The sequence below is a fragment of the Streptomyces sp. NPDC056486 genome (assembly GCF_042795295.1).
In the GTDB taxonomy this organism is placed as follows: Bacteria; Actinomycetota; Actinomycetes; order Streptomycetales; family Streptomycetaceae; genus Streptomyces.
In genome coordinates this window covers 1-13,795 of record NZ_JBHTSF010000207.1, presented here as the reverse complement: position 1 = coordinate 13,795, position 13,795 = coordinate 1, and the positions used below count along the sequence as shown (strand labels likewise).

The following is a 13,795-nucleotide window of genomic DNA, read 5'->3' as shown; positions in this document are numbered from 1 at the left end:
CCCGCATCCCACGTGAGGGATGCGGGCCGCCTTCGCGCGCGTCGAGCCGGAAGTCCTTGAGTCGGCTCAGACGGCCGAACCGGCCTTCCACTGCGCCCAGTCCATGACCCAGCCGTTGAAGCCGTTGTCGGGCTGGACCGTCTTGTCGCCGGTGTTCCGGACGTCCACGACGTCACCGATCATCGAGTTGTCGTAGAACCAGGCGCCCGGGGTGCTCTTGTCGCCCGCACCCTTGGCGTCCTGCAGACCGACACAGCCGTGGCTGGTGTTGGCGCCGCCGAAGATGGACTTGGCGCCCCAGTAGTTGCCGTGGATGAACGTGCCCGACTGGGACAGGCGCATGGCGTGCGGCACGTCCTTGATGTCGTACTCGCCCTTGCCGTCGCCGTCCGTGAAGCCGACCGTGGCGCCGTCCATCCGGGTCTCCTTGAACTTCTCGGAGATCACCATCTTGCCTTCGTACGTCTTGTTCTCCGGGGAGCCCGCGGAGATCGGGATGGTCTTGATGACCTTGTCGTCCCGCATGATCTTCATCTGCTTCGTCTTGGCGTCGACGACGGAGACCTGGTTGCGGCCGATCTTGAACTGGACCGTCTTCTCCTGCACGCCGGTGACACCGTCCGCGCCCTCGACGCCGTCAAGGGCCAGCTTCAGGGTGACCGTGGAGTTGCCCTTCCAGTAGTCCTCGGGGCGGAAGTCGATGCGATTGTTGCCGAACCAGTGGCCGACGACTTCCTGACCGCTGCTCGACGACACCTTGATGTGGGACTGGACGTCCTTCTTGTTCGAGATCGCCTTGTCGAAGTTGATCGACACCGGCATGCCCACGCCGACCGTGGAACCGTCCTCGGGCGTGAAGTTACCGATGAAGCTGTTGTCCGGCGAGACCGTCGTGAACTTGGAGTTCTCGTGGGCCTTGCGGCCGTCGGAGTCCTTGGCGGTGGCGGTGATCTTGTACGTCGTGGCGCGCTCGAGCTGCCCGCTGGGCTTCCAGCTCTTCTTGTCGGCAGCTATCTGCCCCTCGACCGCGGTGCCGTCCTCGGTCGTCATGGTGACGTCCGTCAGTGAACCCTTGCTCACCTTGACCTTGGCCGCGTTGTTGATGCCCGCGTTGTCGGAGCCGTCCTTGGGCGCGATCTTGATGTCGGCCTCGGACGTCTTCTTGGCGGCTGCTTCGTCGACCTGGTTCTGCGATTCCTTGCCGCCGGCACTGTTCTTGTCGCCGTCGTCACTGCTGCAGGCCGAGAGCACCAGGACGCCGCCGACCAGAGCGGAAACGGCCGCGAGACCCTTGCGCCGTCCGCGCTGCCGCCTACTGTCCGTCATCACACGCTTCTCCATCGTTGCTGAATTCCCCAACACGCCAAGAACGCCGAGAGTCCCCGCAGTCCCGCATAACGTCCTGCCCGGTTCGTCCCGTTCCACTTCCGCCGAAGATGTGGGGAACACCACGTCATGCGATGCGCCGGTGACATCCGTGCACCACTGAGACGACGGAACCCCGGGCGGCGGTTGCCGTCCGGGGCTACGGGTTCCGTTTTTTTCGTCCGGTATTCGTCCGCCGGACGAACTACTTTCCGTCTACGCCCTACAACCCCCGGCCACCGGCACCATCCGTGCCCGCATCCGTGTCCCCGTCGTCCTCATCATCCTCGCCGCTCTCCCAGTCCGGCGAATCGGGGTCGTAGTCGATCTGCTCGCTGCTCCAGGAAGCCTGCGAGAGTTCAACTCCCGGCAGCTGGCTGACCAGGTCGAACGGATCAACCAGATAGGCGAGGGCCTCCGCGTCGTCCTCCTTGACGGCCGTCTCGGCATGCAGACGCTCCTCGGCCGGCATGTGCTCGTCCTCCGCGATGCGGCGAAGGGCGGAAGCGGCCAGATCGCCGGAGTCGTCTACCTCGACCACCAATTCGACGCGGAGCCGTACAAAACGTGATGTCTCAGGTGTGCTCATGAGTCGGAGCGTACGACCCGGGGCCCCCGCGACTTTCCCACGACCCGCGCCTTTCATTACCATCGCCCCACACGGCCAATTCGCCAGCGCCACAAGGGGGATCCGATTCCGTGTCCGCACGTCGATCGTTGCTGACCGCCACTGCTGCCGGGGCCCTGCTCGGGGCCCTGTGGTTCGTTCCCTCCGCGAATGCGACGGCAACGTTCAGATCCCCGACGGCCCCTGACTCCCAGCAGGTCGTCCACACCGAACAGCACCGGGCGACGCCGTCATCGGTCCGCACGGCCGCTGCCCCTGCCCCTGCCCCTGCCCCCGCAGAGGCCCGCGCCCGCCTCGCGGACACGGGCGACGGCGTCGACACCACGCCGTACCTGATCGGCGGGACGGCGTTCCTGGGCCTCGGGGCAGGGTTCGTGGCGTATTCGATACGACGGGAGCGACAGGATCCGGCCTACTGACGGGCAGGATCCGGCCTACTGACGGGCGGGGGCCGGCTCACTGGGCTGCGAGCCGAGCCTCGCCGTCCGCAGTGCAGGGAAGGCCGCTGCCACAAGCAGCGTCGCCGTCACGCACACAAGGCCGCCCGCCGTCACGGCCGCTCTCGCACTGGTCAGTTCGGCCAGGAAGCCGACCGCCGCGTTGCCCAGGGCCGGGGACACCGTCGCCTGGACCATCCAGAGGCTGCTCACCCTGCCGCGCAGTTCGTCGGGGGTGCCGTGCTGAAGCAGGGCCGAGCGGAGCGTCTCGGATATCAGGTCACCCAGTCCGGCCAGGGCCAGGAGGGCCAGAGCGAGGGGCAGCCAGGACGTCAGGCCGAAGCCCGTCAGTGAAAGACCCCAGACGAACACCGCCCCGATGAGTGCGTGCCCGCCCGCGCGCGCCGTCCAGCCGCTGGTGGCCGCGCCGACGAGCGCACCCAGCGCGGGGGCGGCGTAGAGCAGGCCCACCACTGAGGGACCGCCGCCGAACTGCTCGTCCGCGAGGACCGGGTACAGCGCCTGCGGCATCGTGAAGACCATCGCGGCGGCGTCGACGATGAGCAGCCCGACGATGAGCCGGTGCCCCCGCACGAAGCGGACCCCGTCCGCCACGGCCGCGAAGGCCTGGCGGACCCCCTTGCCCGCGGCGGCCTTCGCCGGGGGCAAGGGGCGCACGAAGAGCAGCGCCACGGAGAAGACCAGGAACCCGGCGGCGTCCACCGCGTAGCAGGCGGCGAGGCCCGGCCCCGCGATGAGTACGCCGCCGACGGCGGGGCCGACGAGGGCGGCAAGCTGGGTCGACGCGGCCGTCAACGCGCCCGCCGCCGCCAGGCGTTCGGTGCCCACGAGGGCCGGGATCGCCGCCATCATCGCCGGACCGCCGAGACCCGCGAGGAGGCCGGTGAGGCCGGTCGCCGTGTAGATCACCCACAGCTGGGGGTGCGGCACGAGGGCGTTGACCATGAGGCCCGCCGCCACGAGCGTCAGGGGCAGGCGGGTCACGAGCATCAGCGTCCGACGGTCGCGGCGGTCGGCCAGTACGCCTCCTACGAGTACGCCGATGACCAGGGGCAGGGCGCGGGCGAGGCTGACGAGGCCGATCTGCAGGGGCGAGCCGGTGAGGTCGTAGACCTGCACGGCCACCGCGACGCTGGTCATCAGGGTGCCGACGAGGGCGCCGAGGAAGCCCGCGTAGAGGAGACGGAAGTCGCGGTTGTCGCGGAGGGGGGTGACGTCCATGGCGATGCCGGACAGGCGGGGCACGAGCGGCTCCAGGGGGCGGAGGTCAGGTGAGGGCAGGTGAGGGCAGCCTTACTTGGATCACTCTGACGGGGTGCCTGCTTAAAGTCAACGGGTGTGAAGTTCAAGGTGGCGCACTGCGGCACCGCCGCAGGCGACCGGTACCGTCAGTGGCGATGCACAGCGAGACTCCGGACACCGACCCCGCGCCCGCCGCCGCCCCCCGGACCAGGCAGCGCCCCACCCACCGCAAGGGCCGCGCCACCCTCACCCGTGCGGGCGTGGGCCAGGCGGCACTGGAGTTCCTCGGCAGTCGTGGGGCGGCCGAGCTGACCATGCGCTCACTCGCGAACGATCTTGGCGTCTCGCCCCGGGCCCTCTACAACTACGTGGAGGACCGGCGGGATCTGATCTCCGTGGCCGCCGAAGTCTTCGAGGCCCGGTGGCAGCCTCCGGCGCTCGACACGGAACAGTGGCAGGACTCCCTCCGGAGGTACCTGCGGGATCTGCGCGCCCACTACCGGCGCCACCCGGGCATGACCACCCTCGCACTGAGCGAGAACATCACCATGGCCCGCCATCCGGCCATGCTGCGGAACGTCGACGGGCTCATCGGCTTCTTCGCCGAGGTCGGCCTGCCCCTGCGCGACGCCTATCTGGCGTGCATGGAGGCCATCCGGCTCGTCGCCGGTTTCGTGGAGCTGCAGGACCGCGCGTACGACCGTCCGCCCCCGGATCTCGACCCCGCCGACCTGGAGCAGGTCCCACCCCCATGGCTGAGGTCCGGCTCCGGGGACGAGCTGCCCCATCTGCGCCGGGCGAGCCAGGAGCTGGCCGCCGAATCGCCGGACGCCCTCTTCGAGTTCGCGATGGACGTACTGGTGGGAGGACTCACAGGCCGGGCACGGTGAGGGCGCCGGTGCTGGTGCTGCTGCCTGTCCGGTGCCTGCCCCGTGCCGCGTGGTCGATCGGGTGACCCTGGGCGTCGGACAACATGGGCGGGCAGGCGGATGGCTAGGCATGCCGGTATGAGAACCGAACCCCTGCGCAGGAAGAGCGGCGCCCCGCGCGCCCGTCAGCTCCGTCTCGTCGGCGCCGTGTGCGCCCTCGTGGCCTCAGCGGCACTGGTGACAGGCTGCGGCGATGACAGCAGCGACAAGACTGCTGCCGAGGCGACGTCGGAGGCGGCGAAGACCGTCCCGGAGGGGGCGGCCAGCCCGACCCCGTCGAACAGTCCCTCGGGAAGCGCGTCGCTCACCCAGGACCAGTCGGAGCGCAAGGAACTGCTCGGCGCCACCAAGGTCACCTACGACAAGGCCGCCGCCACCGCGGTGGACGAGGTCAAGGGCGGCAAGCTGACCGACCTCGACCTGAAGAGCGCGGACGACGTCAAGGACGATGACGGCGACGATGACGACGCGAGCGCGAGCCCCAGTCCCAGCCCGAGCGCCGGTGCCTCCGGGCCGCAGTGGGTCGCGGAGGTGGCCGAGAAGGACGGGGCCTCGCACACCGTCCGCATCGACGCCGTCTCGGGCAAGGTGATCGGGTCCGCCCCCGAGCGCGACCGGGACGCCGGCGACAAGAAGGAGACGGCCGACTGGATCTCCCGCGCCAAGCAGACGCCGGAGCAGGCGGCCAAGACCGCCACGGACAAGACGAAGGGCACGGTCACCTCCGTCGGCCTGGACGACAACGACAGCGGCGCCCTCGTCTGGTCCGTCGACGTCGTCTCCAAGGACTGGAACAAGACCGACTTCGAGATCGACGCGGTCAAGGGCGACATCACCCACGAGCACGTCGACCGCGACTGACACGTCGTCACCACGCGCTGGGGGCGCCGTCAGCAACTGACGGCGCCCCCAGCGACGTACCGATCCGCGGACGAACTGCCGCCGCTAGGCCAGCGGACCCGTCACCGGCTCGACCGCGTCGAGGAGCGCGCCGGAGCGTACGAACTCGTCCGCCGCCGCCAGATCCGGGGCGAGGAAGCGGTCCGGACCCGGACCCTCGACACCCGCCTTGCGGATCGCCTCGATGACCGCCCGGGTCGCCGGGGCGGGCATCAGGCCCTCGCGGAGTTCGACCGCGCGCGTGGCCGCGTACAGCTCGATCGCGACGATGCGGGTCAGGTTGTCGACCGCCGTGCGGAGCTTGCGGGCCGCCGACCAGCCCATCGACACGTGGTCCTCCTGCATCGCGGATGACGGGATCGAGTCGGCCGACGCCGGGACAGCGAGGCGCTTCATCTCGCTGACGAGGGCCGCCTGCGTGTACTGGGCGATCATCAGGCCCGAGTCCACGCCCGCGTCGTCCGCGAGGAACGGGGGGAGCCCGTGCGAGCGGTTCTTGTCAAGGAGCCTGTCCGTGCGGCGCTCCGTGATCGAGCCGAGGTCCGCAGCGGCGATCGCGAGGAAGTCCAGGACGTACGCGACCGGCGCCCCGTGGAAGTTGCCGTTCGACTCGACGCGGCCGTCGGGCAGGACCACCGGGTTGTCGACGGCGGCGGCGAGCTCGCGCTCGGCGACCGTGCGGGCGTGGGCGAGAGTGTCGCGCCCCGCGCCCGCCACCTGCGGTGCGCACCGCACCGAGTACGCGTCCTGCACGCGCGGCGCGTCGTCCTGGTGGTGCCCTGTCAGTTCCGAACCGGCGAGGACCGCGAGCATGTTGGCGGCGGACGCCCCCTGGCCCGGGTGCGGGCGGATGGCGTGCAGCTCGGGGGCGAGGACCTTGGCGGTGCCGAGGAGCGCCTCGAGGGTGAGGGCCGCGGTGATGTCGGCGGACTTGTAGAGGGCGTCGAGGTCGGCGAGTGCCATGACCAGCATGCCGAGCATGCCGTCGGTGCCGTTCAGGAGGGCGAGGCCCTCCTTCTCGCGCAGCTCGACGGGGGTGATGCCGTGTGCGGCGAGCAGCTCGCCCGCGGGCTTCAGCTCGCCGTCCGGGCCCTGCGCGTCGCCCTCGCCCATGAGCGTGAGGGCGCAGTGGCTGAGCGGCGCGAGGTCTCCCGAGCAGCCGAGGGAGCCGTACTCGTGCACGACGGGCGTGATGCCCGCGTTGAGCACGTCGGCCATGGTCTGGGCGACCTCGGGACGTACGCCGGTGCGGCCGGAGCAGACCGTCTTCAGGCGCAGGAACATCAGCGCGCGGACCACCTCGCGCTCCACGTGCGGGCCCATCCCCGCCGCGTGCGAGCGGACGATGTTGCGCTGCAGCTGGGCGCGGAGGTCCGGGCCGATGTGCCGGGTGGCGAGGGCGCCGAAGCCGGTCGACACGCCGTAGACGGGCTCGGGCTTGGCCGCCAGGGCGTCGACGATCTCGCGCGATGCGGCGAGGGCGGTCACGGCTTCGGCCGAAAGCTCGATCCGGGCGTTGCCGCGCGCGACGGCGATGACGTCCGCTGCGGTTGTCCCTGACGTCCCCAGGACCACGGTATGCATATCCATATTCAGCAGCCTACGGACTGAATCGCCAAGTGTCACGGGCGAAGACGACCTGAGCCTCTTACCGCTCCTCACCCCGCGGCTCCGGCCCGCGGCCACGGAAGCGGCGCCTCTCGCCCGCCGGGCGCGAGCCCTCCGAGTTCGCGAGCCGCACCACCGGGTCGTCCGCGCCCTCACGCCCCGCGACCACCGGCTTCAGCGCGCGCGCCGCCTTCGCCCGGTACTGGGCCGCGTCCGCGAGACGGAACAGACGGCGGGCCGAGCGGACCTCGCCGATCGGGTCCTCCGTGGAGGCGACCCCGCACGCGACACCGTCCCCCAGCTCCAACTCGGCCGCCCGTACGCAGACTTCGTCCGCGACCCGCACCACCTCGTCGGCCGAAGGACCCACCGAGAGCAGGCAGAACTCGTCCCCGCCGAGCCGCGCGGACAGGGTCCCCGGCAGCATCGCCCCGCACAGGGAGAGCACCGAACCGAAGCGTTCGAGGAGCCGGTCGCCGACCGCGTGGCCCTGGGTGTCGTTGACCCACTTGAGGCCGTTCACGTCGCACACGACCAGGCTCACCACCACCCCGTCCCTGCGGTGGCGCTCCACCGCCTCCTCAAGCCGCAGATCCACCGCGCGCCGGTTGGCGAGGCCCGTCAGCGCGTCGGTGAAGGCGAGACGGCGGGCCTCCTGCAGACGTTCGGTCTGCGCGAGACCCGCCGCGACCACCGAGGCGAGCACCGTCGCGAAGTCCGCGTCCTCACGGCCGAAGACCGGCGCCCCGACCGGGCGCGCCACATAGAGCTCGCCCCACGCCCGCCCGTGCAGCACGATCGGCGCGACCACGCAGCAGCCGCGACCCCGCCTGCGCAGGGCCGCGACGCGCTGGTGGCAGTAGCCCGGAGCCGTGATCTCCGCGGGCCCCCCTGCCGTCTCGACCCAGGCGTGCGGCTCGCCGCCGCCCGCCCAGCGCTCGTGCAGGAACTCGGTGATCTCCGGGAACTGGTTCACCGGATACGCCTCGCGCTCCGGGAACTCTTCCTCCCCCTCGGCGCGTTCGCCCACGTTCACGAGCACCCGCAGCCGCCCGAGGTCGCGCTCCCAGACGGACAGGGCCGCGAAACTCCCGGAAAGGGCATGGCACGCGCCGCGAGCAGCCGCCCGCCAGGACTCACGCGGAGTGTGCGCGGCAGCCATCCCCTGCGCCAGCACGACTACGGCCCGCAGCCGAACGTCCTCTCCCATCTCCCTAGGCTAGGAGATTTACGACATTTTGGGCGATTGGAACATTACGCAGAGTGCCGACTGGGCGCTCAGGTCACTCCCCCGGCCAGTTCGGCTTCCGCTTCTCGTTGAACGCGGCGACGCCCTCCGCCCGGTCACCGGAGAAGGCCACCGAGCGCCAGGCGGCGTCCTCGACCTCAAGACCGGCGCGCAGATCGAGCCCGTGACCGAGCCGCAGGGCGCGCTTGGCGGCGCGCAGTCCGACGGGCGAGTTGCCGGCGATCCGTGCGGCGAGCGCGAGCGCTTCCGTACGGTCCTCACCCTCGCCCACCAGCTGGTCGACGAGCCCCAACTCCCGCGCCTCGGCCGCTTCCACACGCCGCGCGGTGAAGATCAGCTCGGCGGCCCGCGCCGCACCCACCCGGCGCGGAAGCAGCTGCGTACCGCCGCCGCCCGGGATGACGCCGACCGACACCTCGGGGAGCCCGACCACGGCGGTCGGGTCGGCGACGATGAGATCGCAGGCGAGCGCGAGCTCGAACCCGCCGCCGAGCGCGAAGCCGTGCAGGGCCGCGACGGTCGGCATGGGCAGTTCGAGCACGCCGGTGTAGGCGGCCCGCGCCGTGGGCCGCTGGCGCACCAACTCGGCGTCGGAGAAGGAATTGCGCTCCTTCAGATCGGCGCCGACGCAGAACGCCCGCTCATGGGTGGACGTGACGACCACGACGCGGGCGTCACCGTCCTGCGCGAGGGCGTCGCAGGCGGCGCCGATGGAGCGGGCCATGTCCGTGGACACGGCGTTCATGGCCTTGGGCCGGTCAAGGACGAGCTCGGCGACGTAGGCATGCCGCCTGACGCTGACGAATTCCCCGAACCGCTGCTCGCCGCCCATGACTTCCTCCACGTCTGGTTAACGCCCGTTATCGGGCCACCCTGCGGATCATGCCACCGATGCGGGGCAATCGGGTGGGTGGGCGGGAAAATCCCACCGCGAAGCGGTGGTTCAGGTCCGGCTTCAAGAGAGAGAACTCAGCCCCGCCGAGCAAGCAGCCAGGGCTCCACGACGCCAAGACCTCGCACAGGCCGCTGCCACATCGGCTGCAGCGCGAAGCGGTAGGAGGGCGACTCCGAACCCTCCTTCTCCGCCAGCTCGGCAGCCTCCGCCGCCTCGGTCTCGGAGGCCGGCGCCTGCCCCGTCCGCGTCAGCTCCTCCGCGAGCGCGCCGTCCACCAGGACCGCGTCCCGAGGCGCTATCGACGTGAGGCGGCTCGCGAGGTTCACCGTCGTACCGAAGACGTCGCCCATCCGCGTCGTGACCGTGCCGAAGGCGATGCCTACGCGCAGCTCGGGCATCGTCTCGTCGTTGGCCATGGTCTCGATGAGACGCAGCGCGATCTCCGCGGCCACGCCCGCGTCATCGGCGGCGTACAGAACCTCGTCGCCCAGCGTCTTGATGAGCCGCCCGCCGTTCGCGGCGACCAGGTCGGCGGCCGTGGTCTCGAAAGCCTCGACGAGCTCGCCGAGTTCTTCCTCCTCCATGCGCCGCGTGAGCCGCGTAAAGCCGACAAGGTCGGCGAAACCGACCGCGAGCCGCCGGTCGACCATCTCCTCGTCGTCCGCGGCCTGTACGACACGGCCGGTCGCGGCGGCCAGCTGCCGCCGCCAGACGTAGACGAGGAACTCCTCCAGCTCGGGCAGGAGCAGCTCCATCAGCGGGTACGTCACTTCGGTCCGGGTCATGCCCGGCTCCGGCGGCTCCGTCAGACCCTCCAGGAAGGAGTCGATCTGCCATTCGGCCAGGCGGGCGGTGGTCTGCCCGGTCGACCGGGCCACCTGTACCGCCATCGCCTCGCTGAGCAGCCCCGCCTCGACGAGACCGGCGAGGCGGCGCAGCGCGAGCACGTCCGCCTCGGTCAGGGCCTTGGCCTGGCCGATGTCGGGAAAGCCCATGGCCCGCCAGAAACGGGAGGCGAGCTCCATGGACACGCCCGCGCTGCGGGCCGCCTGGAACGGGGTGTAGCGCCGGTCCGCGCCGAGGATCAGCCCTTCGAGGCGCAGGGCGAGGGGGTCCTTCTCCTGGTCCCCGGGCTTCTCGTCCCCGGAGTCCATCGAGTCGAACGCATGGGTGGCGGACCCGACGGACCCAGCGGTACGTCCGGACTCGCCGTCGGGAGCGGAATCGCCCGCCCCGGAGCCCGTGTCGTCGACGGTCACGCCTGCTGCCCTTCCGATCTGCCGCGGTCAGGTATCGACCGGCGCCAACTTTACGGCAGGTGTGCCGCAGCTCACGCCTTTCCTGGCGGGGCGCCTTTTTCATGGCGGGGGCGCCTTGGACAGTGGGTGCCCGTAACCGCGCCCACGAACACACCTTTCTCGCCCACCCGCCCGTTTGCCCCGCATCCTCACCTGGACGAACAAGCTTTCCCGACCACCCACCCGATTACCCCCCACACCTCCTACACCCCCCTCAGATGCACCACATCCCCCGCCCCCACCGGCTCCTGCACCCCGTCCCCCGTGGCAAGCACCAGGCGGCCGTCGCCGTCCACCGCCACCGCCTCGCCCGTGATCGACCGATCACCCGGCAGCTCCGCGCGGACCTTGCGGCCGAGGGTCGCGCAGCCCGCCGCGTACGTCTCCTGGAGGCGGGAGGCCGTTGGATCGCCCTCCACCGCGCGCCAGTCCCCGTACCACTGCTCCAGAGAACGCAGCACCGCGCGCAGCACCGTGTCCCGGTCCGTCGTGGCCGCCCCGGCCAGCGCGAGGGACCCCGCCGTGGGCACCGGCAGCTCGTCCGGGCGCAGGGTCACGTTGATGCCGATACCGACCACCACGCCCCCTCCCTCCACCGAACCGGCCCGCTCCGCGAGGATCCCGCCCGCCTTACGCTCATCGCCGCCGACCGTCACCAGGAGGTCGTTCGGCCACTTGAGGGCCGTGTCCACCCCGGCCGCCCGCGAGAGCCCCGTGGCGACGGCGACCCCGGTGAGCAGCGGCAGCCACCCCCACCGCTCCACCGGCACCGCGGGCCCCGGCTTCAGGAGTACGGAGAAGAAGAGACCGGAGCGCGCGGGCGCCGACCAGCGGCGGTCGAGCCGGCCGCGCCCCGAGCTCTGCTCCTCGGCGACGAGGACCGCGCCCTCGGGCAGCTCGTCGGCGCGTGCGGCCAGATCCGTGTTGGTCGACCCTGTCGCGGGCACCACGTCCAGAGAGGTCCACAGCCCCTCGCCCCGCACCAGCGCGCGCCGCAGCGACGCGGCGTTCAGTGGCGGCCTGTCGAGGTCGGACCAGCGGCTGTCGTCAGGAACGCCCGACGGCGTACCGGAAGGAGTGTCCGAAGGATCGTCTGAAGCATCTCGCGGCGTCATGCAAGCCACCTTAGGTGTGGTAAACGCCGCACTGCTGAACCGTATACACGCCGCTACCCTACGAGTCAGTAGCTAGCGAGTCACCAGCAGCCGCAAGCCACTTCGCAAGCCGCCAGTCGCCCCTTTGAGCAGGCAGGGAGCCGCATCCCTATGTCCGAGCCGGAAGAGCCCAACGTGCCCGTGCCAAGCGCCGCAAGCGATACCACCGCCACCGACGCGGGTGCCGCGGGTATCGACATCCATACGACTGCGGGAAAACTCGCTGATCTGCAGCGCCGCATCGAGGAGGCCAAGCACGCCGGTTCGGCTCGCGCGGTCGAGAAGCAGCATGCCAAGGGCAAGTTGACGGCGCGCGAACGCATCGATCTGCTCCTGGACGAGAACTCCTTCGTCGAGTTCGACGAGTTCGCCCAGCACCGCTCGACCGACTTCGGCCTGGAGGCCAACCGGCCCTACGGCGACGGGGTCGTCACCGGTTACGGCACCGTCGACGGCCGGCCCGTGGCCGTCTTCTCCCAGGACTTCACGGTCTTCGGCGGCGCCCTCGGCGAGGTCTACGGCCAGAAGATCGTCAAGGTCATGGACTTCGCTCTGAAGACCGGCTGCCCGGTCATCGGCATCAACGACTCCGGCGGCGCCCGCATCCAGGAGGGCGTCATGGCCCTGGGGATGTACGGGGAGATCTTCCGCCGGAACACCCACGCGTCGGGCGTCATTCCGCAGATCTCGCTCGTCGTCGGGCCGTGTGCGGGCGGGGCCGTCTACTCCCCCGCCATCACCGACTTCACCGTCATGGTCGACCAGACCTCGCACATGTTCATCACCGGGCCCGACGTCATCAAGACGGTCACCGGCGAGGACGTCGGCTTCGAGGAGCTGGGAGGCGCCCGCACCCACAACAGCACCTCCGGTGTCGCGCACCACATGGCGGGCGACGAGAAGGACGCGATCGAGTACGTCAAGTCCCTCCTCTCCTACCTGCCCTCCAACAACCTCAGCGAGCCGCCCGCCTTCCCCGAGGACGCGGACCTGGAGCTGACGGACGAGGACCGCGCCCTCGACACGCTGATCCCGGACAGCGCCAACCAGCCGTACGACATGCACAGCGTGCTCGAACACGTTCTGGACGACGCCGAGTTCTTCGAGACGCAGCCGCTGTTCGCGCCGAACATCCTCACCGGCTTCGGCCGGATCGAGGGCCGCCCGGTGGGCATCGTCGCCAACCAGCCGACGCAGTTCGCCGGTTGCCTGAACATCGACGCGTCCGAGAAGGGTGCCCGCTTCGTCCGCACCTGCGACGCGTTCAACGTCCCGGTCATCACCTTCGTCGACGTGCCGGGCTTCCTGCCGGGCGTCGAGCAGGAGCACACGGGCATCATCCGCCGCGGCGCGAAGCTGATCTACGCCTACGCCGAGGCGACGGTCCCGCTGATCACCGTCATCACGCGCAAGGCGTTCGGCGGCGCGTACGACGTCATGGGATCCAAGCACCTGGGCGCCGACATCAACCTGGCCTGGCCGACCGCGCAGATCGCGGTGATGGGCGCGCAGGGCGCGGTGAACATCCTGCACCGCAAGACGATCGCGGCGGCCGAGGCCACCGGCGACGTCGAGGCGACCCGGGCCCGCCTCATCCAGGAGTACGAGGACCGGCTGCTCAACCCGTACACGGCCGCCGAGCGCGGTTACATCGACGCCGTGGTCATGCCGTCGGAGACCCGCGCCCATCTGGTGCGGGGCCTGCGTCAGCTGCGTACGAAGCGGGAATCCCTTCCCCCGAAGAAGCACGGCAACATCCCCCTCTAGACGTGCCTCAGCCAGACCGTGCTTCAGCGCGGAGAACGAGGAGTCCGTTCATGATCAAGGTCGTACGGGGCAACCCCACCCCGGAGGAGCTGGCCGCCGCACTCGCGGTGGTCCAGGCGCGCGCCGCGGCGGTCGCGAACCAGCCGTCCGGCGCGCCCGCGGTGCTCGACGCCTGGGCCGACCCGGCGCGCGTGGCCCGCCACCGGCTGCCCGCACCGGGACCGACGACGTGGGGCCGCACGTACTGGCCCGTGTAGATGAGTCGGACGTGCCGGGCGCCTGAGTACGCGTACTCAGGCGCC

At 70.7% G+C, this 13,795-nt stretch carries 13 protein-coding genes; 5 read left to right on the top strand and 8 right to left on the bottom strand.

The window, feature by feature from the left end:
• Positions 1-66 precede the first annotated feature (66 nt).
• Positions 67-1,326: an Ig-like domain-containing protein gene (locus ACFQ7F_RS41530; RefSeq protein ID WP_383283219.1), complete on the bottom strand. Its 1,260-nt coding sequence runs from the start codon at positions 1,324-1,326 to the stop codon at positions 67-69.
• Positions 1,327-1,588: 262 nt separating this feature from the next.
• The gene (locus tag ACFQ7F_RS41525; RefSeq protein ID WP_383283217.1) at positions 1,589-1,954 is read right to left on the bottom strand and encodes a hypothetical protein; all 366 of its coding nucleotides are present in this window, start codon (positions 1,952-1,954) and stop codon (positions 1,589-1,591) included.
• A 110-nt stretch (positions 1,955-2,064) separates the two neighbouring features.
• Between ACFQ7F_RS41525 and ACFQ7F_RS41520 the strand changes: the two genes are divergently transcribed.
• On the top strand, positions 2,065-2,412 hold the full coding sequence (locus tag ACFQ7F_RS41520) for a hypothetical protein (protein WP_383283214.1): 348 nt from the start codon (positions 2,065-2,067) through the stop codon (positions 2,410-2,412).
• Positions 2,413-2,427: 15 nt separating this feature from the next.
• Here ACFQ7F_RS41520 and entS read toward each other — a convergent pair whose 3' ends face one another.
• Positions 2,428-3,696 carry an enterobactin transporter EntS gene (gene entS, locus ACFQ7F_RS41515; protein WP_383283211.1) on the bottom strand — a complete coding sequence of 423 codons (1,269 nt, stop codon included), beginning with the start codon at positions 3,694-3,696 and terminating at the stop codon, positions 2,428-2,430.
• A 152-nt stretch (positions 3,697-3,848) separates the two neighbouring features.
• Between entS and ACFQ7F_RS41510 the strand changes: the two genes are divergently transcribed.
• Both ACFQ7F_RS41510 and ACFQ7F_RS41505 read left to right on the top strand, forming a co-directional pair.
• Positions 3,849-4,583, top strand: coding sequence for a TetR/AcrR family transcriptional regulator (locus ACFQ7F_RS41510; RefSeq protein WP_383283208.1), 735 nt, complete (start codon positions 3,849-3,851; stop codon positions 4,581-4,583).
• Between the two features lie 117 nt (positions 4,584-4,700).
• On the top strand, positions 4,701-5,483 hold the full coding sequence (locus tag ACFQ7F_RS41505) for a PepSY domain-containing protein (protein WP_383283205.1): 783 nt from the start codon (positions 4,701-4,703) through the stop codon (positions 5,481-5,483).
• 84 nt (positions 5,484-5,567) lie between these two features.
• Here ACFQ7F_RS41505 and hutH read toward each other — a convergent pair whose 3' ends face one another.
• The 5 genes from hutH to ACFQ7F_RS41480 all read right to left on the bottom strand — a co-directional run bounded on the left by hutH (position 5,568) and on the right by ACFQ7F_RS41480 (position 11,687).
• Positions 5,568-7,106 (bottom strand): histidine ammonia-lyase, encoded by a 1,539-nt coding sequence (hutH, locus tag ACFQ7F_RS41500; RefSeq protein ID WP_383283222.1) that lies wholly within the window; start codon positions 7,104-7,106, stop codon positions 5,568-5,570.
• Between the two features lie 64 nt (positions 7,107-7,170).
• Complete coding sequence (locus ACFQ7F_RS41495; RefSeq protein ID WP_383283202.1) at positions 7,171-8,340, bottom strand: diguanylate cyclase domain-containing protein; 1,170 nt, start codon at positions 8,338-8,340, stop codon at positions 7,171-7,173.
• Positions 8,341-8,413: 73 nt separating this feature from the next.
• Complete coding sequence (locus tag ACFQ7F_RS41490) at positions 8,414-9,211, bottom strand: enoyl-CoA hydratase/isomerase family protein (protein WP_383283198.1); 798 nt, start codon at positions 9,209-9,211, stop codon at positions 8,414-8,416.
• Between the two features lie 137 nt (positions 9,212-9,348).
• On the bottom strand, positions 9,349-10,533 hold the full coding sequence (locus ACFQ7F_RS41485; RefSeq protein WP_383283195.1) for an adenylate/guanylate cyclase domain-containing protein: 1,185 nt from the start codon (positions 10,531-10,533) through the stop codon (positions 9,349-9,351).
• A gap of 242 nt (positions 10,534-10,775) precedes the next feature.
• Positions 10,776-11,687 (bottom strand): biotin--[acetyl-CoA-carboxylase] ligase, encoded by a 912-nt coding sequence (locus ACFQ7F_RS41480; protein ID WP_383283192.1) that lies wholly within the window; start codon positions 11,685-11,687, stop codon positions 10,776-10,778.
• A 150-nt stretch (positions 11,688-11,837) separates the two neighbouring features.
• On the opposite strand from ACFQ7F_RS41480, the gene ACFQ7F_RS41475 reads away from it, so the two are divergent.
• Both ACFQ7F_RS41475 and ACFQ7F_RS41470 read left to right on the top strand, forming a co-directional pair.
• The gene (locus ACFQ7F_RS41475; protein WP_383283189.1) at positions 11,838-13,493 is read left to right on the top strand and encodes an acyl-CoA carboxylase subunit beta; all 1,656 of its coding nucleotides are present in this window, start codon (positions 11,838-11,840) and stop codon (positions 13,491-13,493) included.
• Positions 13,494-13,543: 50 nt separating this feature from the next.
• Complete coding sequence (locus ACFQ7F_RS41470) at positions 13,544-13,750, top strand: acyl-CoA carboxylase subunit epsilon (protein ID WP_383283186.1); 207 nt, start codon at positions 13,544-13,546, stop codon at positions 13,748-13,750.
• The last annotated feature ends 45 nt before the right edge of the window (positions 13,751-13,795 follow it).